Genomic DNA, 23,715 nt, shown 5'->3' with positions numbered 1-23,715 from the left:
CGGCAGACAAACTTTAGAGAGCTAAAATATAAGGCCTTTGTTGAACGGGAGCGACGGCCGCGTTACTTGTGCAAGGCACCGTTCTCGCCTTGCGCAGGCCCGGTGTAACCGATGCTCGTGTCGGCCTGTTCGGACGTCTTGGGCCGCTTGATCTTTGCCGAGGCGGCCACTACCAGCTCGTTGAACGTCTCGGTGCCGTCGTCGAGCATCTCGAACAGCTGCCGCCGCATCCTCGGTTCCCAGAACTTGTTGATGTGCTCGGCGACGCCGGTGATGCCTTCCTCGCGCGGCTTGGAATCGAAGAAGGTTGCGATCTGGTTGGCCATGCGCACCAGCTTTTCCCTGGTGCTCGTGATGTGGTCTTCGTCATGCGACATGCTTGGCAACTCCGGAAACCACCCGGTCGGGGTGGGTGAAAATATCGAAATCTTCGCCGCGCACCAGCGCCACCAGCGTCATGCCGGCGGCCTCGGCCGTGCGGATGGCAAGTGCCGTCGGCGCCGAAACGGCGATGATGATGGCCGCACCGATGGCCGCCGTCTTCTGCACCATCTCGACCGACACGCGTGACGTCACCACGACGGCGCCCGTCGCGCCGTCGATGCCGGCCTTGGCCAGCGCGCCGGCCAGCTTGTCCAGCGCATTGTGGCGGCCGACATCCTCGCGCGCCATGACGATGCCCTGGCCCGGCACGTAGAAGCCGGCGGCGTGCACGGCACCGGTCTCGGTATGCAGCGGCTGCACCTTCGACAGAAGCTTGACCGAGCGGGTGATGTCGTCGGCGTCAAGCGTAAGCTTTGACGAACCGACCGCGTCGACCGAACGCATCGCCTCCTCGATGGATTCGATGCCGCACAGCCCGCAACCGACCGGCCCGGCGAGCCTGCGCCGCCTTGCCTGGAAGCGCGTGTTGGCCTTGTCCTTCAGCCTGATCTGGATGTCGATGCCGGCGCCGAGATCCTCGACCTCGATCGCCTCGATCTCTTGCGGGTCGGCAACGATGCCTTCGGTCAGCGAGAAGCCGAGCGCGAAATCCTCGAAATCGGCGGGGCTCGCCATCATCACCGCATGGGTGGTGCCGGCATAGGAGAATGCCACCGGCGTCTCCTCCGGCACCATGCGGTTCGCGGCAGTCGTGCCGCTGGCGCGGTGCGCGAGGCGAGAGGTCTGAGAGACAGGAGGGCGGGTCACGAGGCGCCAACCTCTGGCCTGCCAGCTATCTCACTTAGGAAGCACCTTGCTTCAATGGGCGATGGTTCTTCCGGGCCTTCCCCCACTCCGTCGCTGCTTCGCAGCGCCGCCTCTCCCCCATCCGGAGGGAGAGGAGGGGCGACTCCCGACCAAGGCTCGCGCCTTTCCTCTCCCCCGTCGATCGGGGGAGAGGTGTCGAGCGAAGCTCGACGGAGTGGGGGTCGACGATGTCTCGACACAATTACTCCGCCGCTTCCAGCGGAGCGATGCGGCGGCTCTGCCGCGCCTGCTCGTTATAGTCCTTCTGCCAGTCGGTCGGGCCGTTGGACGGCGCCACCTGCACGGCGGTCACCTTGTATTCCGGACAGTTGGTCGCCCAGTCCGAGAAGTCGGTGGTGATGACGTTCGCCTGGGTGTCCGGGTGGTGGAAGGTCGTGTAGACGACGCCCGGCGAGACGCGGTCGGTAATCAGCGCGCGCAGCGTCGTTTCGCCCGAACGGCTCACCAGCCGCACCCAGTCGCCCTCGCGGATGCCGCGATTCTCGGCGTCGTGCGGATGGAGTTCCAGCCGGTCCTCGGCATGCCACATCACGTTCTCGGTGCGCCTGGTCTGCGCGCCGACATTGTACTGCGACAGGATGCGGCCGGTGGTGAGCAGCAGCGGGTAGCGCGGGCCGGTCCGTTCGTCCGTCGCCACATATTCGGTGCGGATGAACTTGCCCTTGCCGCGCACGAAGCCATCGACATGCATGATCGGGGTACCGAGCGGCGCCTTGTCGTTGCAGGGCCACTGCACCGATCCGACGCGGTCGAGCATCTCGAAGGAGACGTTGGCGAAGCTCGGCGTCGTCTGGGCGATCTCGTCCATGATCTCGGACGGATGCTGGTAGTTCCAGTCGAGCCCGATGGCGCGGGCAAGCTCCTGCGTCGCCTCCCAGTCGGCGTAGCGCGCCTTCGGCTCCAGCACCTTGCGCACCATGTTGATGCGGCGCTCGGCGTTGGTGAAGGTGCCGTCCTTCTCGAGGAAGGTCGAGCCCGGCAGGAAGACATGCGCGTAGTTCGCCGTCTCGTTGAGGAAGAGGTCGTGCACGACGACGCATTCCATCGCGGCGAGACCAGCGGCGACATGCTTGGTATCGGGATCGGACTGCAGGATGTCCTCGCCCTGGATGTAGATGCCCTTGAACGAGCCGTCGACGGCGGCGTCCAGCATGTTGGGGATGCGCAAGCCCGGTTCGTCGTCGAGCTTGACGCCCCACAGGCTCTCGTAGATGTCGCGCACCGCCTCGCCTGAGATGTGGCGATAGCCGGGCAGCTCATGCGGGAAGGAGCCCATGTCGCACGAGCCCTGCACGTTGTTCTGACCGCGCAGCGGGTTCACGCCGACGCCCGGACGGCCGATATTGCCAGTGGCCATGGCGAGGTTGGCGATCGCCATCACCGTCGTCGAGCCCTGGCTGTGTTCGGTGACGCCGAGGCCGTAGTAGATCGCGCCATTGCCGCCCTTGGCGTAGAGCCGCGCCGCACCCCGGATCAACTCGGGGTCGACGCCGGACAGCTTGCCGACGGTCTCGGGGCTGTTTTCCGGCAGGGCGACGAAGGACGCCCAGTCCTGGAACTCGGCCCAGTCGCAGCGCTCGCGGATGAAGGCTTCGTCGAACAGGCCCTCGGTGACGATGACATGCGCCAGCGCCGTCAGCACCGCAACGTTGGTGCCGGGCTTCAGCGGCAGGTGATAGTCCGCCTCGATATGCGCCGATTTGACCATCTCGGTGCGGCGCGGATCGAGCACGATCAGCTTGGCGCCCTGACGCAGGCGCTTCTTCAGCCGCGAGGCGAACACCGGGTGGGCGGAAACCGGATTGGCGCCGATGACGACGGCGACGTCGGTGAATTCGACCGAGTCGAAATCCTGCGTGCCGGCCGAGGTGCCGTAGGTCTGGCCAAGCCCATAGCCGGTCGGCGAATGGCAGACGCGGGCGCAGGTGTCGACATTGTTGTTGCGGAAGCCCTGCCGCACCAGCTTCTGGACGAGATAGGTCTCCTCGTTGGTGCAGCGCGAGGAGGTGATGCCGCCGATCGCGGTGCGGCCGTACTGATACTGGATGCGGCGGAATTCCCTGGCCGTGTGGGCGATCGCCTCTTCCCAGCTCACCTCGCGCCACGGATCGGAGATCTTGTCGCGGATCATCGGCGACAGGATGCGGTCCTTGTGGGTGGCGTAGCCATAGGCGAAGCGGCCCTTCACGCAGCTATGGCCGTGGTTCGCCTTGCCGTCCTTGTAGGGCATCATGCGGATGACCTCGTCACCCTTCACTTCGGCCTTGAACGAGCAGCCGACGCCGCAATAGGCGCAGGTGGTGACGGCCGAGCGCTCCGGCATGCCCTTCTCGAGCACCGTCTTCTCGCGCAACGCGTCGGTCGGGCAAGCCTGCACGCAGGCGCCGCAGGACACGCATTCGGAGGCGATGAAATCCTCGTGCATGCCGGCGACCATGCGCGATTCGAAACCGCGGCCCTCGATGGTCAGCGCGAAGGTGCCCTGCACCTCCTCGCACGCCCGCACGCAGCGCGAGCAGACGATGCACTGCGCCGGGTCGTAGGTGAAATAGGGGTTGGATTCGTCGCGGGCGATATAGTCGACGGCCAGCGAGCCATGGCCTGGCGCGACGCCGTTCTCTTCCTTGACGTGGTTGCGGCCCTCGACGCCGTAGCGGTTCTCGCTCAGGCCGACCGACTTCGCCACCACGTCGAATTCGCTGGCGCCGGTGCCGGCCGTCTCATTCCAGCCGGTCGGATGGTCGGAGACGTAGAGCTCCATGACGCCGCGGCGGATCGCATCGAGCCGCTCGGACTGCGTGCGCACCACCATGCCTTCGCCGACTGGCGTCGTGCAGGAAGCCGGCGTGCCGCCGCGTCCGTCGATCTCGACCAGGCAGACGCGGCATGAGCCGAACGAATCCAGCATGTCGGTGGCGCAGAGCTTCGGAATCTCGACCCCGCCCTCCATCGCCGCGCGCATGATCGAGGTGCCTTGCGGCACCGTGATGCTGCGGCCGTCGACGATCAGCGTGATCTGTTTTTCCGCCCTCGACTCCGGGGTGCCGTAGTCGATCTCTTCGATGAGCGACGGGAAGTCGGCCTTGATGTTCATCTGCCAGCTCCTATTCAGCCGCCACGCGCGTCGGCGCCGGCTTGAAATCCTCGGGGAAATGCGTGATCGAGCTCATCACCGGGTAGGGCGTGAAGCCGCCCAGCGCGCACAGCGATCCGAACTTCATCGTGTTGCAGAGGTCGGTGACCAGAGCGAGGTTCTTCTCCGCCTCGATGCCGGAGGCGACCTTGTCGAGAACCTCCACCCCGCGCGTCGACCCGATGCGGCACGGCGTACACTTGCCGCAGCTCTCGATGGCACAGAACTCCATGGCGAAGCGCGCCTGCTTCAGCATGTCGGCGGTGTCGTCGAACACGGTGAGGCCGGCATGGCCGATCAGCCCGTCCTTGGCGGCGAAGGCCTCATAGTCGAACGGCGTGTCGAACAGCGCGCGCGGGAAATAGGCGCCGAGCGGACCGCCGACCTGCACCGCCTTCACCGGACGCCCGGAAGCCGTGCCGCCGCCGATGTCGTCGACGATCTCGCCCAGCGTCAGGCCGAAGGCCGTCTCGAACAGGCCGCCATGCTTGACGTTGCCGGCAATCTGGATCGGGATCGTGCCGCGCGAGCGGCCCATGCCGAAATCCTTGTAGAAGGCGGCACCCTTGTCCATGATGATCGGCACCGAGGCCAGGCTGATCACGTTGTTGATCACCGTCGGCTTGCCGAACAGGCCCTGGATTGCCGGCAGCGGCGGCTTGGCGCGCACCACGCCGCGCTTGCCTTCCAGGCTGTTCAGAAGCGAGGTTTCCTCGCCGCAGACATAGGCGCCGGCGCCGACGCGGATTTCCATGTCGAAGGCGTTGGGCGAGCCCAGCACATTGACGCCGAGCACGCCGTGCTTGCGGGCGATCTCGACGGCCTTGTTCATCGTCGCCACCGCATGCGGATACTCTGAGCGGATATAGACGAAACCCTTGGTCGCGCCGGTGGCTATGCCGGCGATCGCCATGCCCTCGATCAGCACGAAGGGGTCACCCTCCATGATCATGCGGTCGGCGAAGGTGGCGCTGTCGCCCTCGTCGGCGTTGCAGACGATGTATTTGCGGTCCGAAGCGGTATCGAGCACCGTCTTCCACTTGATGCCGGTCGGGAAGCCGGCGCCGCCGCGGCCGCGCAGCCCGGATTCGGTGACCTGCTTGACGATGTCCGCGGGCGCCATGGCGACGGCGTTGTGCAGGCCCTTCAGCCCGCCATGCGCCTTGTAATTGTCGAGCGAGAGCGGATCGATGACGCCGCAGCGCGCGAAGGTCAGCCGCGTCTGCTTGGCGAGGAAGGGGATCTTGTCCGGCGCGCCCAGCCAGCGCTTGTGGGGCGCGCCCTTGAGGAAGCCGCTGTCGAACAGGCTCTTGACGTCGGAAGGCTTGACCGGCCCGTAGGCGACGCGGCCCTCGGCCGTCGCAACCTCGACCATCGGCTCCAGGAAATAGGCGCCGCGCGAGCCGTTGCGCACGATCTTGGCCTCGACGCCGCGCTCGGCGAGTTCCTTCTCGATCGCCTTGGCGACCTTTTCGGCGCCGAGCGCCAGCGCGCCGGAATCTCCGGGGATATAGATGCGCGGGATCATGAGCGTACCTCCGCGACGATCTCTTCGATCTTCTCGTCATCGAGCCGCCCGATCACCTCGCCGTCCAGCATCGCCGACGGCGAACAGGCGCAAAGCCCGAGGCAATAGACCGGCTCCAGTGTAACCGATCCGTCGCGGGTGGTCTCGTGGAAACCGATGCCGAGCAACTGCTTGACCTTGGCGGCGACCGCATCCGAGCCCATCGACTGGCAGGCTTCCGCCTGGCACAGCTTGAGCACATGCCGGCCGGCCGGGCGGGCGCGGAAATCATGGTAGAAGGTGACGACACCGTGCACTTCGGCCCTGGACAGGTTCAGCCCGTCGGCAATGACCGACAGCGCTGCCTGCGGCACATGGCCGAATTCTTCCTGGATCTCGTGCAGGATCGGCAGCAGCGGACCTTCGAGGTCCTTCAATTCATCTATGATCGCGGCGGCGCGCGATGCGATCTCGGTACTTGCAGGCTGCATTGGCATGCAGCGCCCTCCCTGGTCGTGGTGACCCGATGTGTGTCACCCAAAATATAGAGCGGTTTTGGGGCAACGACACGCACCCGGCGCAATATCGCTAAGTCCTTACGAAATCAGAGGAAACCTCCGAAATCAATAAAGCTGTCCCGTTGCTTGATAGAAATTTTCTATCAAGCGCGCTCGACCTGCATTGTCTAGCCTAGCGATGGGCGCGGAAATCGTCCGCAAGCGTCATCGCCTCGTCCAGCAGCGCCTGCACCAAGGGCGTGTGCGGCTCGCCCGGCGCCGCCACCAGGCCGACCGTGTGGCTGGCGTCCGGATCGACGATCGGAATGGCCCTGATCGGTTCGGAAAAGCCGAATGTTTCCGCAAGGTTGAGCGGCATGATCGACGACCATTTGCCGGTCCGGATGTGCGAAAACAGCACGATCATCGAATTCGACTCCAGCGTCGGCCGCACCTGCACTCCGGCCTCTGCCAGATGCTGGTCGATGATGCGGCGGTTCTGCATGTCGGGCGTCAACAGGCAGAGCGGCAGCTGGCTGATCTCCGCCCACGTCACTTTGTCGCGGTCGGAAAAGGGATTTCCGACCGCGGTGATCAGCTGATAGCGCTCGTCATAGAGCGGCACGCTCACCACGCGTCCAAGCGGTTCGTTGTCGAGATACGTGATGCCGGCATCGACGTCGAAATTGCCGAGCAGCGACAGCACCTCGATCGAGGTGCGCGACAGCACCGAGAAGGTGACGCCGGGATGCTTGGCCCGGAACGGCGTCGTCAGCCGCGCCACCATTGCGAGCGCTGTCGGGATGGCGGCGATGCGGATGCGGCCGGACAGGCCGTGCCGGGCCGCGCGCATCTCCTCGCGCATGGTGCGGCTGTCGCCGACGATGCGGCGCGCCCACACCAGCACCTGCTTGCCTTCCGGCGTCAGCCCCTGGAAGCGCGAGCCGCGCAGCACCAGCATGACGCCGAGCTGCTCCTCCAACTGCTTGATCCCCGCCGACAGCGTCGGCTGGGTGACGCCGCACACTTCCGCCGCCCGGCCGAAATGCTCCTCCCTGGCGAGCGCGATGAAGAATTCCAGCTTGTCGATCATGCCTTTGATGCCTGTTGCGGACCTTCTGTCCGCGTTCCGCGCAGGGTCGGGGAAATTGTCCTGCGCCGCAAGTCGCATCTGCCGTCGCCCGGCATCCACATCTTTCAGCCGGCTTACTGTTTCCCGAGGCGCCTTGCGGCGTTATGTCAGTGACGGGTGTAGACACGACGGGAGATCGACATGCTGGGCTGGTTCCGCAAGCTGCTGCCGCGCGAAGATCGCTTCTTCGACCTGTTCGAACGCCATTCCCGCACGGTGGTCGGCGGCGCCGAGGCGCTGCAGCAGCTCCTGCAGGGCAAGGACATCGACCGCTGGAGCCAGAAGATCATCGATCTCGAGGACGAGGCCGATCGCATCACCGCCGAGGTGCTTTTGGCCGTGCGCCGCTCCTTCATCACCCCCTTCGATCGCGGCGACATCAAGGACCTGATCCAGTCGATGGATGACGCCATCGACATGATGCACAAGACCGTCAAGACGGTGAAGCTGTTCGAGAAGACCGAGTTCGACCCGCTGATGCAGGAGATGGGCGCCGTCATCGTCGACGCCGCCAAGCTGGTCGCCGAGGCGATCCCGCTGCTCGGCAAGGTCGGCGCCCACAGCGTTCGTCTCAACGCCATTGCCGAGGAGGTCATGCGCGCCGAGGGCCGCGCCGACGACCTGCACGAGCAGGGGCTGAAGGATCTGTTCAAACGGCACGGCCGCAGCGATCCGATGGCCTATCTGATCGGCTCCGAGATCTATGGTGAGCTGGAGAAGGTTGTCGACCGGTTCGAGGACGTCGCCAACGAGATCAGCGGCATCGTGATCGAGAACGTTTAGGCGATGGACGCCACCATCACCTTTCCCCTGCTGGTTGGCCTCGTTGCCGTGGCGCTGTTCTTCGATTTCCTGAACGGCCTGCACGACGCCGCCAATTCGATCGCCACCATCGTCTCGACGCGCGTCCTGAGGCCGCACTATGCGGTGTTCTGGGCGGCCTTCTTCAACTTCATCGCCTTCATGTTCTTCGGCCTGCATGTCGCCGAGACGGTGGGCAAGGGCATCGTCGACGCCAGCATCGTCACGCCGGCCGTGATCTTTGCCGCGCTGGTCGGCGCCATCGTCTGGAACATCGTCACCTGGATCGCCGGCATTCCCTCCAGCAGCTCGCATGCGCTGATCGGCGGGCTGGTCGGCGCCGGCGTCGCCAAGGCGGGCACAAGCGCCATCGTCTGGTCGGGCCTCGGCAAGACCGTCGCGGCCATCGTGCTCTCGCCGGCGACGGGTTTCTTACTGGCGCTCCTGCTCGTCCTCATCGTCTCCTGGCTGTTCGTGCGCCAGACGCCATTCGCCGTCGACAACAGCTTCCGTGTCCTACAGTTCTTCTCCGCCTCGCTCTATTCGCTCGGCCACGGCGGCAACGACGCGCAGAAGACCATGGGTATCATCGCCGTGCTGCTCTATTCGCAAGGCATGCTCGGCGGCACCTTCCACGTGCCGCTATGGGTGGTCATCACCTGTCAGTCGGCGCTGGCGCTAGGCACCTTGTTCGGCGGCTGGCGCATCGTCCACACGATGGGCTCGAAGATCACCCGGCTGAACCCGATGCAGGGCTTTTGCGCCGAGACCGGCGGCGCCATCACGCTGTTCGCCGCCACCTGGCTCGGCGTTCCGGTCTCGACCACGCACACCATTACCGGCGCCATCATCGGCGTCGGCGCTGCCCGCCGCGTCTCAGCCGTGCGCTGGGGCATTGCCGGCAACATCGTCGTCGCCTGGGTCGTCACCCTGCCGGCCACCGCCGCCATTTCAGCGCTCACCTATTTCGCCACGCGCCTGGTGGGCTGACGCGGAGCGGGGCGCAAAGACCTACTCGCCCGCGAGGCACAATATGTTGCCGTCCGGATCCTTGAACCAGGCGACCTTCATGCCGTCGCCGACATGGATGTCGCCGTCCAGCGACAGGCCGGGCATCTCATAGTGCTCGAAGGCGACGCCCTTCGATTTCAGCGACTTGACGACAGGAGCGATCTCGTCGCCGACGTTCCAGGTCACAGCCGTTGCCTTGTTGGTTCCGGCGAAATCCGAATGATAGACGTTGATGACCGTGTCGCCGCTTTTGTAGACGACCAGTTCGCCAGCCATGTCGTCCACCTGCCTGAGACCCAGCGTTCCCTCATAAAAGGTCTTGGCTCTCGCCAGGTCTTTCACCGCCAGATTGGCTGCTGCATTGCTGTTTGCGAGCATGACAGTCTCCTTCCCGGATTTGTTGTGTCGCCGCTCATGGCAAGCGAGATAGGGCCCGTGGATCGATTGGCCATGGGCAGGCGTTGAACTGCCGGTCGACCGGGAAACGTCATCGGGCAAATCCGACACTGCCGGTCGTTTTCCGTGGCACGCCGGGCAAGCCTTTGCTCCACGGCTTGGTTCTTGCCGGAAACTGCACTATCTGCATCGCCAAAACCCCGAGGAAACACCATGGCCGTCACCAAGGAAACCGTCATCGAGCGCCTGAAAACGGTCAACGGGCCGGATTTCACCGGCAACATCGTCGACCTCGGCCTGGTCTCGGAGATTTTCATTGCCGATTCGAAGGTGTTCTTCTCGATCACCGTGCCCGCCGCCCGCGCCCAGGAGATGGAGCCGCTGCGCGCCGCCGCCGAGCGCGTGGTCAAGGCCATTCCGGGCGTCGCCGGCGCCGTCGTGGCGCTGACGGCGGAGAAGAAGGGCGGCGGCATGGAAGCGCCGGTGCCGCCGCGTCCCGCGCCGAGGCCGGCGCCGGCTGCCGCGCCGCAGCGCCCCGTGCCGCAGGCGCCGGCATCGCACAGCCACGGCAAGCGCGGCGTGCCCGGCATCGACGCGATCATCGCGGTGGCCTCCGGCAAGGGCGGCGTCGGCAAGTCGACCACAGCGGTCAACCTGGCGCTCGGTCTTGCCGCCAACGGCCTCAAGGTCGGCGTCCTCGACGCCGATATTTACGGCCCGTCCATGCCAAGGCTGCTCAACATCCACGGCCGGCCGCAGACGGTCGACGGCAAGATCCTGAAGCCGATGCAGAACTATGGGCTGAAGGTGATGTCGATGGGCTTCCTCGTCGATGAGGAAACGCCGATGATCTGGCGCGGCCCGATGGTGATGTCGGCGCTGACCCAGATGCTGCGCGAGGTCGAATGGGGCCCGCTCGACGTGCTGGTCGTCGACATGCCGCCCGGCACCGGCGATGCTCAGTTGACCATGGCCCAGCAGGTGCCGCTCGCCGGCGCCGTCATTGTCTCGACGCCGCAGGACTTGGCGCTGATCGATGCCCGCAAGGGCCTCAACATGTTCAGGAAGGTCGACGTGCCGCTGCTCGGCATCGTCGAGAACATGAGCTATTTCCTCGCCCCCGACACCGGCAAGCGCTACGACATCTTCGGCCATGGCGGGGCGCGGCGCGAGGCCGAGCGGCTGGGCGTCACCTTCCTCGGCGAGGTGCCGCTGGAAATGGGCATTCGCGAAAGCTCGGATGCCGGCGCGCCGGTGGTGGTCTCGAAGCCGGAAGGCGCCGAGGCGAAGATCTACCGCGACATTGCGGCAAAGGTCTGGGACAGGGTCAATGAGGAGCGTGGCGCGGCGGAAGCCGCGGTGCCCTCGATCGTGTTCGAGTGATCCCTCGGCGCGAGGGTCAGCCGCCGACCTTCCCGCCGAACGTCGAGAAGAACTGCCCGGCGAGCTTCTTCGACGTCGATTCGATCAGGCGGCTGCCGAGTTGGGCGATCTTGCCGCCGACATCGGCCTTGGCCGCATATTTGAGCACCGTCGTGTCGGCGCCGTCGGCGGTGAGCGTCACGTCGGCGCCGCCCTTGGCGAAGCCGGCAATGCCGCCCTTGCCCTCGCCCTGGATGGTGTAGGAATGCGGAGGCTTGAGGTTCTTGAGCACGACCTCGCCGTTGAACGTCGCCTTGATCGGCCCGATCTTCAGCACGACGGTTGCCGCCATTTCGGTGTCGGATTTCTTTTCCAGGCTCTGGCAGCCGGGGATGCTGCCCCTCAGAATGTCCGGGTCGTTCAGCGCTTCCCATACTTTTTGCAGGGGTGCGGCAATCCGTTCCTCGCCTTCGATCACCAAAGCCATCAAGAACCTCCCGGAAAGACTGCCCGGAAGCCCTAGCGCAGGGGCAGACTTATGTCTATCGCACCAAAGTGCGGGTTCGGATGGCGCGTGCCCCTTGCCTGCATCCGCGCATTGTCATATCGATTTGTCATACAAATACGGAGACCACGATGGCCGGCGCCCCCACCAAGAAGAAAAAATTTCGCTCGCAGGAGTGGTTCGACAATCCCGACAATCCGGGCATGACGGCGCTCTATCTCGAGCGCTACCTGAACTACGGACTGACGCGCGCCGAGCTGATGTCGGGCAAGCCGCTGATCGGCATCGCCCAGACCGGCTCGGATCTGTCGCCCTGCAACCGGCATCATCTCGAGCTCGCCAAGCGCGTGCGCGAGGGCATCGTCTCGATGGGCGGCATTCCCTTCGAGTTCCCGTGCCATCCGATCCAGGAGACCGGCAAGCGCCCGACCGCGGCGCTCGACCGCAACCTTGCCTATCTCGGCCTTGTCGAGGTGCTCTACGGCTATCCGCTCGACGGCGTCGTGCTGACCATCGGCTGCGACAAGACAACGCCGGCGCTGCTGATGGCCGCCGCCACCGTCAACATCCCGGCCATCGCGCTGTCGGTCGGCCCGATGCTGAATGGCTGGCACAAGGGCAAGCGCACCGGTTCCGGCACCATCGTGTGGGAATCGCGCCAGCGCCTGTCGGCGGGCGAGATCAATTACGACGAGTTCATGGACATCGTCGCCTCCTCGGCGCCGTCGACCGGCTACTGCAACACCATGGGCACCGCCACCACCATGAACTCGCTGGCCGAGGCGCTCGGCATGCAGCTGCCGGGCTCGGCCGCCATCCCCGCGCCCTATCGCGAGCGTGGCCAGATCGCCTACGAGACCGGCAAGCGCATCGTCGACATGGTGCATGAGGACCTCAAGCCGTCCGACATCATGACGCGCCAGGCGTTCGAGAACGCCATCGTCGTCAACTCGGCCATCGGCGGCTCGACCAATGCGCCGATCCACCTCAACGCCATTGCCCGCCATCTCGGCGTGCCGCTCGACAATGACGACTGGCAGAAGGTCGGCCTCAACGTGCCGCTCATCGTCAATCTGCAGCCGACGGGCGAATATCTCGGCGAGGACTATCACCACGCCGGCGGCGTTCCGGCGGTCGTCGCCGAACTGCTGAAGGGCGGGCTTTTGCCGCATCCGGATGCGGTTACCGCCAACGGCAAGTCGATCGGCGACAATTGCCGCGATGCCGCCAACGAAAACCTGGAGGTCATCCACAGCGTCGACAAGCCGCTGAAGGCCAATGCCGGCTTCATCAACCTGAAGGGCAACCTGTTCGACTCCGCGATCATGAAGACCAGCGGCATCTCGCCGGAATTCCGCCAGCGCTATCTGTCCAACCCGAAGGATCCCGAAGCCTTCGAGGGCAACGCCATGGTCTTCGACGGCCCGGAGGACTACCACGCCCGCATCGACGATCCGGCGCAAGGCATCGACGAGCACACCATCCTGTTCATGCGCGGCGCCGGCCCAGTCGGCTATCCCGGCGGCGCCGAGGTGGTCAACATGCAGCCGCCGGCCTACCTCATCAAGAAGGGCATCCATTCGCTGGCCTGCATCGGCGACGGCCGCCAGTCGGGCACGTCAGGCTCGCCCTCGATCCTCAACGCTTCGCCGGAGGCGGCGATAGGCGGTGGCTTGGCGCTGCTCAAGAGCGGCGACCGCGTCCGCATCGACCTGAAGAAGGGCTCGGCCAACATCCTCGTCAGCGACGAGGAGATCGCCAGGCGGCGCGCCGCGCTCCAGGGCAATGGCGGCTTCCATTATCCCCAGCACCAGACGCCGTGGCAGGAGATCCAGCGCGGCATCGTCGACCAGTTTGACGCCGGCATGGTGCTGAAGCCGGCGGTGAAGTACCAGGATGTCGCGCACACCAGGGGTGTGCCCCGCGACAACCACTGAGCGCCGGCAACCTCGCTCGCGCGAACGGCGGCTTGATCGTGGATCAAGCCGCCGTTTTTGCTTACCCAGGGCTGCTGTCCCGCTGTGCTTACAGGTAACCGGTGATCTCCGGCGCCTGGTCCTGCCTGTTGCGTTTACCGTCCTCGTAGATGATCGGTGCGGAAGCGAGTTCCTCCTCGCTGACGTCGTCCAGGCAGGCGACGTTCACAGCCCAGAAATTCCCGCCCATGAAATCGAGATAGCCGCGCGAGAAGACATTCGCGCCGCAGTTCGGGCACATATAGTGGTTGATGTCGCCTTCCGGCCAGTTGGACGGGCTAGCCTTGTAGTCCCGCATCCGGTCACTGCCTTCCGTCACCCTGAGCGCCTGGTAGGCGGTAAAGGATTTGCGGTAGCCAAGTTTCCAGCAGAAGCTGCAATTGCATTTGCGAATGCCCTCGGCGAGGTCGAGATCGGCCTGGAAATGCACAGCGCCGCAATGGCAACTGCCGTGATAGGTCTTCTTCATGGCACTCCTCACAGAATTTGCTCTGGTCCCTCTGTGGCCTCCGCGAAACCAGATCAGATTGTGACCATAGCCCCGCCAGATAGGCGCCCGGCTCCTCTGGGCAATACGTCGTCTTGTGCAAAACGGCGCGCGCGATGCCATATGCTGGCAAACGGACAGGACCATCCATGACGAAACGGCGCTCTTCCCTAGGCTTCCTCGGCATGTTCGGCCGCTCGGGCGATCTGCGGACGCTCGATGCCGCCTTGCGCGGCGCCGACCTCCATCCCGCGCTCGTGCCGGAGGGCGTCAAGCTCACCATCGTCAATCTGATGAAGGATCACTGGCCGGACGAGCCGCCGGCGCAGGCCTACGCCTCGCTCGCGCAGCTGTTCGGCTATTGCGTTGCCGGGCCGGAGACGTTCGAACAGGCCAATGGCCGCGAGCGCAGGCTGGACGCGGAGCGCCGCATCGAGGACGCGCTCGAGACCGGCGACAGCCTCGATGCGCAGATCGTGCTGATGGCGCTGCATGCAAAGCTGATCAGCGCCGAGGTGGTGGAGCGCTTCGGCCTAAGCGCGGAGTAGGATGCTCAACCCGGCCTAGCCGCCCATGCCGCCGCGCGGCAGCTTGATCATCTCGCCGAAGCGGGCGCGCAATTTGTCGTCGACCGTTTTCGGCACGTGGCGCGGGAAGCGCTCGGCAAGCACGCGCTTCTTCTCGGCGATCGCCCTTTGCAGGATGTCGGGCCGGCCCTTCTCGTTCCATTCCTTCGGCGAGAAGCGGTCGCCGATGGCCGGATAGAAATATTCGGTCTGCATCAGCTTCAGCGTCTGCTCGTTGCCGAGATAGTGGCCGGGGCCCTTCAGGCAGACATCGGCGATGGTGTCGATCGACAGCGCCTCGTCGGTCACCTCGATGCCGCGCACGCAGCGCAGGCAGTGGCCGAGCATGTCGTTGTCGATGATCAGGCTTTCCAGGCAGAAGCCGAGCAGCGAGGCATGCATGCCGGCCGACTCATAGACCAGGTTGAGGCCGGAGAGGCCGGCCATCACATTGGTGATGCCCTTCTCGTAGCCGGACTGGATGTCGGGCAGTTTCGAATCCGTCATGCCGGCCGCCGAGCCGCCCGGCAGGTCGTAATATTGCGCCATCTGCGCGCAGGCGGCGGTCAGCACGGCCTGCTCGGCCGAGCCGCCGGACATGGCGCCGGTCCGAAGGTCGGAGACGAACGGCCAGGTCCCGAAGATCGCCGGATGGCCGGGCTTGATGGCGTTGACATAAACCAGGCCCATCAGCACTTCCGCGACCGCCTGCACCACCGCCCCGGCAATCGCCGCCGGCGCCGTGGCGCCGGCCTGGCCAGCCGACAGAAGCAGGATCGGGATGCCGCCTTCGACGCAGGCCTCGAGCACGCCGCAGGCGTCCTCGGCGAACTTCATCGGCGGCACGACGAAGCAGTTGGAATTCGACACAAAGGGGCGTGCGCGGAAATTTTCCTCGCCGCCGGCGATCGCATAGAGCATCTCCAGCGCCGGCTTGACGTTCTCGCGCACCGTGAACGAGGTGCCGACATGCTTGGCGGTCCCCATCACGCAGGCGTAGAGCGTGTTGAAGTCCATCTCCAGCGGATCGGGAATGTCGCGCGGCACCATGGTGCGCTGGAAGAAATGGATGTTGTCGAGGCCGTCGACCAGGCGCGCGGCGTCGTAGATGTCCTGCAATTGGGACTCGCGGTATTCGCGCTTCTCGACGTCGACCAGATGCACGGCCGCGCCCGCCGTGCCGTAATGCACGCGTTTGCCCTGGATCACCATGTCGTGCTTGGGGTCCTGGCCGTGCAGCGTGAAATGCCGGGCCGCATTCTTGATCGTGTCGAGGACGAGCGCCCGCGGCAGGCGGATGCGGCCATCGTCGCCATAGGTCGCGCCAATCCTGGTCAGCGCCTCGATGCAGGAGGGTATCGCGTTGGCGAAGCCGACCGTTTCCAGCAGCGTCAGCACCGCCTCATGGATGCGCTCTCGGTCGTTTTCGCTGAGCGGCCCATAGCTGCCGCCTTCGAGGCCCGGCCGCACCGGCCTGATGTCGTCGGCAAGCGGTGCCGCCCGCATCGCACGGCGCGCTTCGCGCCCGCCGGATCGCCGCGACCGCTGGTCGGCCGAAGCGTCCTGCTTCTCAAGAGCCACTGACATGGAAGCACTCCACCTTTTGCTGCGAGGCGGGACGCGGCGGTTGGTCCACCATCGGCCCTGCTTCGTCCCCTTATGGCTCGACTATGCCGCCGGCATTGGCACAGCCTATGAGCCAGCCAGCTCCGTCGAATATGCCAGAGCGCTAAAGCAAAGAGAGCCGGCGAAGGCCGGCTCTCTTTGGGAATTCAGCGTCAGTTGATGATCAGGCGGCCGCGGGTCTGCGGCCGGCCGCGGTGGCGAGTTCCCGAATGCCGGGCTCGATGTGTTGCAGCGCGATCGAGGAAATGCCCAAGCGCATGAAACGCGACGGTTTTTCGGTGCGGTCGAAGAAGCGGTCGCCGGGTTCGATGATGACGCTGCGCGAGGCGGCCGCTTCGGCGAGGCCCCGCGAGTCGGTGCCGCGCGGCCCCTCGAGCCAGAGCGATGTGCCGCCGGCCGAGTCGGTCGAGCGCCACTCGGGCAGGAAAGCGGAAATCGCATGGACCAGACGCTTGCGCCGCTCGTCGAAGGCGCTGGACAGGCGCCGCACCAGCGCCTCGTGATGGCCGAGCGACAGGAACAACGCCACCGCCCGCTGGTTGTTGGCCGGCGGGTGCCTGAGCATGAAGCGGCGCAGCGCGCGCAACTCGGCGATCAGCCCGGCCGAGGCGACGATGTAGCCAAGCCTGAGGCCCGGCGCCAGGGTCTTCGACATCGAGCCGACATAGATGACGCGGCCTGAGCGATCGAGGCTCTTCAGCGCCTGCTGCGGCGCCTCGTCCAGCAACTGGCTGTCATAGCCGTCCTCGATGATGATCTGGTTGTGGCGGTTGGCCCGCGCCAGGAGGTCCTGCCGGCGCTCGGCCGACAACGGCACCATAGTCGGGCAATGGTGGCTGGGCGTGACGAAGACGAAGCCGGAATCCTGCGGGATCGAAGAGGTCACGATGCCGGACTGGTCGACCGGAACCGGTTGGATGTCGGCGCCCGCAAGCCGGAAGATCGAGCGCGCGTCGGGATAGCCCGGATCCTCCATCGCCACCTTCGAGCCCTTGGTCATCAGCAGCGAGGCGAGCATGTAAAGCGCGTTCTGCGCGCCGAGCGTGACGATGATCTCGTCCGGATTGGCGAAGATGCCACGCCGCGGCAAGAGCCGCGCCTGGATCTGCTCGATCAAGAGCGGATCGTCGCGGTCGACCATGTCGGATGCCCAGTTGCGGATCTCCAGCACGGCGAGCGCCATGCGGTTGCATTCGCGCCATTCGGCCGTCGGGAACAGCGCCGGATCGAACTGGCCGTAGACGAAGGGGTAGGACGACTTGATCCAGTTGTCGTGCTTGGCCGGCGGCGGCATGTCGCTGGCGGCGATCTGCCGGCGCGCCTTCCAGTCGATCTCGTTCTGCTGGTCGGGCGCCTTCTGGTGCGGCTTGGCGGGGGTGGCCAGCACGTCCGGATTGACGAAATGGCCGCGCCGCTCGCGCGCCACCAGAAAGCCCTGGTCGACGAGCTGCTGGAAGGCGAGCACCACGGTGCCGCGGGCGACGCCCAGTTTTTCGGCCAGGATGCGGCAGGAAGGAAGCGGCATGGAAGCGGCGATCTGCCGGTCCAGAATGGCGGCGACGATCGCCTGGCGGATCTGCGCCTGCAGGGTCTGGCCGGATTCAGCCGAAATCCGGAACAGGCCGGACCATATGGCCGTGTCGTTGCGCTGTGGCATGGAAGAGTTTCCTCGATGGCCAGCTTTTTGTATTTGGCTGGACCAGTCGAGTGTAGGGGTGGCACAAGGGGTTGCGCCAATCAATTTTTCTGATCGCTGGGATTTATGCCAGTGATCCATTGGTCACGAATGTGATCCATTGCGCGACGCGCAGCGTCGTCGCCTGCGTCGCGGCCTGCCGGTTGGTGAGCGACGCGCAGCGTCGTCGCATCCTCCGTCGCCGGGTAATGCAAGGCATCATAAAAGCGTGATGCAGTCCGTCATCAAAGCGTGATGCAGTGCGGCAATGCCGCCCTTGAATGAAATGGAATCGGCTCGATAGAATGTCGCGACGACATGCGCCGGAAACATCCGGCCTGTTAAGATAGGTTCAAAAACCCGCCAGGAGCCCGCATTGGATCAATCATCCTTCGACAAGCAAGTCGCCGCCTTGCGCGAACATCGCGCGGCGGCCAAAGGCACGATGCGTGAAGCTTTCGCGGCTGATCCCAAACGCTTCGAGACGTTTTCCGCCAGCGACGGCGATCTCCTGCTTGACTGGTCGAAATGCGCGGTCGACGCCGACACGATGGCGATGCTGGAGAAGCTCGCCGGAGCCGCCGATCTGGCGGGTCGCCGCGCCGCCATGTTCGAAGGCAGGAAGATCAATATCACCGAAGGCCGCGCCGTGCTGCACACGGCGCTTCGCAACCTGACCGGCAAGGGCGTCGTGGTCGATGGCCAGGATACCAAGGCCGAGGTTCTCGCCGTTCTCGACGCCATGGGCGCCTTCGCCGATGCCATCCGCTCCGGCAAGGCGGCCGGCGCCACCGGCAAGAAGATCACCGACATCGTCAACATCGGCATTGGCGGCTCCGACCTCGGCCCGGTGATGGCGACGCTGGCGCTGGCGCCCTATCATGACGGCCCGCGCGCGCACTATGTCTCCAACATCGACGGCGCCCACATCCACGACACGCTGAAGGACCTGTCGGCCGAAACCACTTTGTTCATCGTCGCCTCCAAGACCTTCACCACGGTCGAGACGATGACCAATGCCGAGACGGCGCGCCGATGGGTGGAGAAGGCGCTGGGCAAGGAAGCCGTCGGCAAGCATTTCGCCGCCGTCTCGACCGCGCTCGACCTGGTGGCGAAGTTCGGCATCGCGTCCGATCGCGTGTTCGGCTTCTGGGACTGGGTCGGCGGCCGCTATTCGGTCTGGAGCGCGATCGGCCTGCCGGTGATGATCGCCATCGGCCCGCGGAATTTCCGCGCCGTCCTCGACGGCGCGCACGAGATGGACGAGCACTTCCGCTCCGCACCCCTGCAGAAGAACCTGCCGGCGCTGCTGGGCCTGATCGGCTGGTGGCACCGGGTCGTCTGCCGATATCCGGCCCGCGCCGTGATCCCTTACGACCAGCGGCTCTCCAGGCTGCCGGCCTATCTGCAACAGCTCGACATGGAATCGAACGGCAAGAGCGTGACGCTGGATGGCGGCGCGGTCACCACGCCCACCGGCCCGCTGGTCTGGGGCGAGCCCGGCACCAACGGCCAGCACGCCTTCTTCCAGCTGCTGCACCAGGGCACGGACTTCATCCCGGTCGAATTCCTCGCCGCCGCTGTCGGCCACGAGCCGGAGCTGAAGCATCACCACGATCTCCTGCTCGCCAACTGCCTGGCGCAGTCGGAAGCGTTCATGAAGGGCCGCACGCTGGAGGAGGCGCGCGCGCAGATGCTGGCCAAGGGCATGAAGCCGGCCGACGTCGACAGGATCGCCCCGCACCGGGTCTTCTCCGGCGACCGCCCCTCTGTGACCATTCTCTACCGCAAGGTCGATCCGCGCACCTTCGGCCGCCTGGTCGCGCTCTACGAGCATCGCGTCTTCGTCGAGGGCACGCTGTTCAACATCAATTCCTTCGATCAGTGGGGCGTCGAACTCGGCAAGGAACTGGCAACCGGTCTGCTGCCTGTCGTGGAAGGCAAGGAGAATGCCGCAAAGCGGGATGCCTCGACTGCTGGTCTGGTGGGACACATTCACCGATTGCGCGGATCGGAGTGACAGGCTTGGCGGAGATCAAAGGCATATTGTTCGACAAGGACGGAACGCTTGTCGATTTCAACGCGACATGGCTCGGCATTGCCGACTTCATGGCCATGGATGCCGCCGAGGGCGACCGCTGGAAGGCAGACAGGCTGCTCGCGGCAGCCGGCTTCGATTTCCTCAGCAAGCGCTTCAAGCCCGATTCGATCTTTGCCTCCGGCACCAACATGGATGTCGTCGAGCTCTGGTTCCCGCGGCTCTCCGAGGAGGACCAGATGCTGGCCGTCGCCCGCTTCAACGAGATCACCTCGGTGCAAGGCTCCAGCATGGCGGTGGCGCTGCCGGGCATCGTCGAGACGCTGGCCGTCCTGCACAGGCGATCCTACCGGCTTGGCGTCGCCACCAACGATTCGACCAGTGGCGCGGAAAAGACGCTGGTGACGCTCGGCGTGGCGCAGCTTTTCGACGCCGCCTATGGCTATGATTCGGTGGCCAGGCCGAAGCCGGCGCCGGACACCATCCTCGCCTTCTCCGACCTGACCGGGCTGAAGCCGGCCGAGATCGCCATGGTCGGCGACAATCGCCACGATCTCGAAATGGCGCGGGCCGGCGGCTGCGGGCTGGCGGTCGGCGTGCTTTCCGGCACAGGCACGCGTGAATCGCTGTCGGCGATCGCCGATGTCGTGCTCAACTCGGTTGCCGACCTGCCGGATTTCCTCGCCGCGAGGGTCAAGGAGACGATCTGACCGCCTCGAACGAGAAGACCCCGCTCGGGCTCGACGCCGTGCCTTTGGCATCGCCGAAATCCGGCACCCTATATTCGGCAAGAAGTTTGAGCCGCGTGAGCGGCAGGTCGGTGCGGCGCGGATCGCCGACCAGCACCTCGATGCCGGTGGCAAGGCAGCGGTCGAGGAAGGGGATCACGCGCCTCGCCACCTCATGCCCGTAGAACACGTCGCCGGCCAGCACCAGGTCGACTGCCGGTGGCGGCCCGGCGGTGACGTCTTCGCCGATCACCGTGATGGCGACGCCGTTCGCCGCCGCGTTGAGGCCGAGCGCGACGATGCCGTTGCGGTCGATCTCGGCGGCGATCACCGCGCGCGCTCCGGCCTTTGCCGCGGCGATGCCGACCAGGCCCGAGCCGGCGCCGAGATCGAGCACACGGCGCCCCGCAACCGTTTGCGGCCGGTCGATTATGTAACGGGACGGTGCCGCCGGCCCAGGCATAGGCCCAATAGGGCGGCTGCGGCTCTGGCGCGGCAGCGTCTTCGTCGTCAGGATCGACGAGCCGCCGCAGCCCGCTGCCGGGATGGGCGCTGAAGATCTGGATTTCCGGAAGCGCGGCGACAGCCGCAAGGCGCATGTTCGCCTTGATAAACCCCGCCGGATCGGGACGGGTAGGCGTCGCCTTGCCTGCAGGATGATCGTTCAAGCTCGTGCCTATCCCCGCAGCGCCCGCCGCAGGATCTTGCCCACCGGTGTCTTCGGCAATTCGGTGCGGAACTCGATGTATTTGGGCCGCTTGTAGCCGGTCAGATTCTCGCGGCAATAGGCGGTCAGCGTCTCGAGGGTCAGCGCCGGATCCTTCCTGACCACGAACAGTTTCGGCACTTCGCCCGAATGCTCGTCCGGCACGCCGATCGCCGCCACTTCCAGCACGCCCGGATGCTGGGCAACGACCTCTTCCAGCTCGTTCGGATAGACGTTGAAGCCGGAGACCAGGATCATGTCCTTCTTGCGGTCGACGATCTTGGTGTAGCCGCGCTCGTCCATGAAGCCCATGTCGCCGGACTTGAAGTACCCGTCCTTGGTCATCACCTTGGCGGTCTCGTCCGGCCGGTTCCAGTAGCCCGCCATCACCTGCGGCCCGCGGATGCAGATTTCGCCGACTTCGCCGAGCGGCACGTTGTTGCCGTCGTCGTCGCGGATGGCGATCTCGGTCGACGGCAGCGGCAGGCCGATCGTGCCGGTGAAGTCGCCGCCGCTGAATTTGTTGGCGGTCGCCACCGGCGAGGTTTCCGAAAGCCCGTAGCCTTCGGTGACCGGACAGCCGGTCAGCGCCTTCCAGCGCTCGGCCACACCCCTCTGCACCGCCATGCCGCCGCCCAGCGTCAGGATCAGCGGCTTGAAGTCGAGCTTGCGAAAATCCTCATTGTTGAGCAGCGCGTTGAACAGCGTGTTGAGGCCTGGGAAGATGTGGACCGGGTATTTCTCCAGCTCCTTGACGAAGCCTGGAATGTCGCGCGGATTGGGGATGAGCACATTCTGCGCGCCCTGCTGCATGCCCATCAGCGCGTTCACCGTCAGCGCGAAGATATGGTAGAGCGGCAGCGCGCAGATGAAATTGGGATGCGCCGGCTTCGGCTTCACCGCATAGGCGTCCTGCAGCCAGAGCGCGTTCTGCGCGACATTGGCAAGCACATTGGAATGCAAGAGGATCGCGCCCTTCGAGATCCCGGTGGTGCCGCCGGTATATTGCAGGAAGGCGATGTCGTCGGCGCTGACGCTGGCAGGCTTGAAGGCGAGGCCGGCGCCGGCCTTCAGGGCGGCGTTGAACTTGACGTGGCCCGGCAGCGACCAGGCCGGCACCAGCTTCTTCACCCGGCGCACGACGAAGTTGACGAGCGTCCCCTTGAGGCCCCCGAGCATGTCGCCCATGGCGGCGACGACGACGTGCTTGACCGAGGTCTTGGCGATCACCGCCTGCAGCGTGTTGGCGAAATTCTCGAGGATGACGATCGCCTGCGCGCCGGAATCCTTCAGCTGATGCTCGAGCTCGCGCGGCGTATAGAGCGGGTTGACGTTGACCACGGTGAAGCCGGCGCGAAGCACCGCCATCATCGCCACCGGGTATTGCAGCACGTTGGGCATCATCAGCGCCACGCGCGCCCCCTTCTGCAGGCCCTTCGACTGCAGATAGGCGCCGAAGGCGGCCGACTGCTGCTCGAGCTCGGCATAGGTGATGGCCTTGCCCATGCAGACGAAGGCCGGCTGGCCGGCAAACTGCTTGCAGGCGCCGACCAGGAAGTCGCCGATCGAGCCGTAGGGCAAGGGCCCGATCTCGGCTGGCATGTTCTTCGAGTAGCTCGACAGCCACGGTTTTTCCGGCAGGCCGGCGGCAAGCTCCGTCAGCGCCTTCGGCAACCTCTTGGCCGGCGCCGGTTTCACGGCCGGCTTTGGCGGGACCGCCTTTGTCGGAACTGCCTTCGCGGCCGGCTTTGCGGCAGCGGGCTTTTTCGCAGCGGATTTGGCCGGCACCGGCTTGGCCGCGGCTGGAGTTTTCGTCGCGACAGGAGTTTTCGTTGTGGCAGGGTTGGCGGCCTTTCCCGCGGCGGCCTTGGCCGGGGCTTTTGCGGCGGGCTTCACGGGGGTGGCCGCCTTCGCCTTGGCCGCAGGCGCCGTCTTGCCGGACCCGGCGGCCGGCTTTGACGCGGCCTTCGTCTTGGCCGGAGCCGTGGTTTTCGCTGCCTTCGCCACCCTGTCCCTCCCGTCGTCGTTCACTCGTGCCGCGCCGCCTCTGAATGACAGAAGCGTCCTCCGCCGCAATGGTTGCGGATTCCTCAAGAAATCCGGCGTGCCGTCTATGTATTGCGACTATCCTTGGCCGTGCAAGTCTTGCCCTTGCGGCAGAAGCCCAAAGATTTGCCGTCGAAATCCTTCCGTCCTCCCGCGCCCGGAACGCAGCTTCCCGAACAGCGGCCCGCGCGAAGGAAGCCGCGCCGCGCCGATTTCGCGAAGGCGCCGATCAATAAAAAAATGCGATCGTTAACATTAACGTGAGCGGAAAA

Annotated in this window: 19 protein-coding genes and 1 pseudogene; 7 read left to right on the top strand and 13 right to left on the bottom strand. The window is 65.4% G+C overall.

Annotated features, from left to right (window positions below; all coding sequences use genetic code 11):
* Positions 1–62: 62 nt before the first annotated feature.
* The 6 genes from EN846_RS01560 to EN846_RS01535 form a co-directional block, all read right to left on the bottom strand.
* Positions 63–377: a formate dehydrogenase subunit delta gene (locus tag EN846_RS01560; RefSeq protein ID WP_127309576.1), complete on the bottom strand. Its 315-nt coding sequence runs from the start codon at positions 375–377 to the stop codon at positions 63–65.
* Positions 367–1,191, bottom strand: a complete 825-nt coding sequence (gene fdhD / locus EN846_RS01555; RefSeq protein ID WP_127309575.1) for a formate dehydrogenase accessory sulfurtransferase FdhD — start codon at positions 1,189–1,191, stop codon at positions 367–369. The genes EN846_RS01560 and fdhD overlap by 11 nt, the downstream gene beginning before the upstream one ends.
* Positions 1,192–1,432: 241 nt before the next feature.
* Positions 1,433–4,345, bottom strand: a complete 2,913-nt coding sequence (fdhF, locus tag EN846_RS01550) for a formate dehydrogenase subunit alpha (protein WP_127309574.1) — start codon at positions 4,343–4,345, stop codon at positions 1,433–1,435.
* 10 nt (positions 4,346–4,355) lie between these two features.
* Entirely contained in the window at positions 4,356–5,912 is a 1,557-nt protein-coding gene (locus EN846_RS01545; protein ID WP_127309573.1) for an NADH-quinone oxidoreductase subunit NuoF, read from the bottom strand.
* Complete coding sequence (locus tag EN846_RS01540) at positions 5,909–6,388, bottom strand: formate dehydrogenase subunit gamma (protein WP_128346251.1); 480 nt, start codon at positions 6,386–6,388, stop codon at positions 5,909–5,911. Before EN846_RS01540 ends, EN846_RS01545 begins: the two co-directional genes overlap by 4 nt.
* Positions 6,389–6,581: 193 nt before the next feature.
* On the bottom strand, positions 6,582–7,481 hold the full coding sequence (locus tag EN846_RS01535) for a LysR family transcriptional regulator (RefSeq protein WP_127282853.1): 900 nt from the start codon (positions 7,479–7,481) through the stop codon (positions 6,582–6,584).
* A 180-nt stretch (positions 7,482–7,661) separates the two neighbouring features.
* Here EN846_RS01535 and EN846_RS01530 point away from each other — a divergent pair, with 180 nt between their 5' ends.
* Positions 7,662–8,303 (top strand): DUF47 domain-containing protein, encoded by a 642-nt coding sequence (locus EN846_RS01530; protein WP_127282852.1) that lies wholly within the window; start codon positions 7,662–7,664, stop codon positions 8,301–8,303.
* Between the two features lie 3 nt (positions 8,304–8,306).
* Entirely contained in the window at positions 8,307–9,311 is a 1,005-nt protein-coding gene (locus EN846_RS01525; RefSeq protein WP_127392621.1) for an inorganic phosphate transporter, read from the top strand.
* Between the two features lie 21 nt (positions 9,312–9,332).
* On the opposite strand, the gene EN846_RS01520 is transcribed toward EN846_RS01525, so the two are convergent.
* Positions 9,333–9,710, bottom strand: a complete 378-nt coding sequence (locus EN846_RS01520; protein WP_127282850.1) for a VOC family protein — start codon at positions 9,708–9,710, stop codon at positions 9,333–9,335.
* 231 nt (positions 9,711–9,941) lie between these two features.
* Between EN846_RS01520 and EN846_RS01515 the strand changes: the two genes are divergently transcribed.
* The gene (locus EN846_RS01515) at positions 9,942–11,111 is read left to right on the top strand and encodes an Mrp/NBP35 family ATP-binding protein (RefSeq protein WP_127392620.1); all 1,170 of its coding nucleotides are present in this window, start codon (positions 9,942–9,944) and stop codon (positions 11,109–11,111) included.
* 16 nt (positions 11,112–11,127) lie between these two features.
* Here the strand turns inward: EN846_RS01515 and EN846_RS01510 are convergent, their stop codons facing one another.
* A complete protein-coding gene (locus EN846_RS01510) occupies positions 11,128–11,577 on the bottom strand; it encodes a carbon monoxide dehydrogenase subunit G (protein ID WP_127392619.1) in 450 nt (149 codons plus the stop codon).
* A 149-nt stretch (positions 11,578–11,726) separates the two neighbouring features.
* Between EN846_RS01510 and EN846_RS01505 the strand changes: the two genes are divergently transcribed.
* Positions 11,727–13,532 (top strand): IlvD/Edd family dehydratase, encoded by a 1,806-nt coding sequence (locus EN846_RS01505; RefSeq protein WP_127309569.1) that lies wholly within the window; start codon positions 11,727–11,729, stop codon positions 13,530–13,532.
* A gap of 88 nt (positions 13,533–13,620) precedes the next feature.
* Here the strand turns inward: EN846_RS01505 and EN846_RS01500 are convergent, their stop codons facing one another.
* Entirely contained in the window at positions 13,621–14,040 is a 420-nt protein-coding gene (locus EN846_RS01500) for a GFA family protein (protein WP_127282846.1), read from the bottom strand.
* Between the two features lie 167 nt (positions 14,041–14,207).
* On the opposite strand from EN846_RS01500, the gene EN846_RS01495 reads away from it, so the two are divergent.
* Positions 14,208–14,606 carry a hypothetical protein gene (locus EN846_RS01495; RefSeq protein ID WP_127392618.1) on the top strand — a complete coding sequence of 133 codons (399 nt, stop codon included), beginning with the start codon at positions 14,208–14,210 and terminating at the stop codon, positions 14,604–14,606.
* 15 nt (positions 14,607–14,621) lie between these two features.
* Here the strand turns inward: EN846_RS01495 and EN846_RS01490 are convergent, their stop codons facing one another.
* Together EN846_RS01490 and EN846_RS01485 are read right to left on the bottom strand one after the other, a co-directional pair.
* Positions 14,622–16,211, bottom strand: a complete 1,590-nt coding sequence (locus tag EN846_RS01490) for a trimethylamine methyltransferase family protein (RefSeq protein ID WP_127392617.1) — start codon at positions 16,209–16,211, stop codon at positions 14,622–14,624.
* Between the two features lie 202 nt (positions 16,212–16,413).
* Positions 16,414–17,907, bottom strand: a complete 1,494-nt coding sequence (locus EN846_RS01485; protein WP_127309567.1) for a PLP-dependent aminotransferase family protein — start codon at positions 17,905–17,907, stop codon at positions 16,414–16,416.
* A gap of 394 nt (positions 17,908–18,301) precedes the next feature.
* On the opposite strand from EN846_RS01485, the gene pgi reads away from it, so the two are divergent.
* Entirely contained in the window at positions 18,302–19,945 is a 1,644-nt protein-coding gene (pgi, locus tag EN846_RS01480; protein WP_127393562.1) for a glucose-6-phosphate isomerase, read from the top strand.
* 5 nt (positions 19,946–19,950) lie between these two features.
* Complete coding sequence (locus EN846_RS01475; RefSeq protein WP_127282841.1) at positions 19,951–20,673, top strand: HAD family hydrolase; 723 nt, start codon at positions 19,951–19,953, stop codon at positions 20,671–20,673.
* Here EN846_RS01475 and EN846_RS01470 read toward each other — a convergent pair.
* Both EN846_RS01470 and EN846_RS01465 read right to left on the bottom strand, forming a co-directional pair.
* Positions 20,657–21,290 (bottom strand): annotated as a pseudogene (locus EN846_RS01470) (50S ribosomal protein L11 methyltransferase). The gene EN846_RS01475 and the pseudogene EN846_RS01470 overlap by 17 nt on opposite strands.
* Positions 21,291–21,367: 77 nt before the next feature.
* On the bottom strand, positions 21,368–23,404 hold the full coding sequence (locus EN846_RS01465) for a long-chain fatty acid--CoA ligase (protein WP_135898882.1): 2,037 nt from the start codon (positions 23,402–23,404) through the stop codon (positions 21,368–21,370).
* Positions 23,405–23,715 lie beyond the last annotated feature (311 nt).

It is taken from the genome of Mesorhizobium sp. M4B.F.Ca.ET.203.01.1.1, assembly GCF_004791025.1.
GTDB classification, from domain to species: Bacteria; Pseudomonadota; Alphaproteobacteria; order Rhizobiales; family Rhizobiaceae; genus Mesorhizobium; species Mesorhizobium abyssinicae.
Note: the sequence above shows the minus strand (reverse complement) of the source record. Positions and strands in the feature narration are given on the sequence as shown.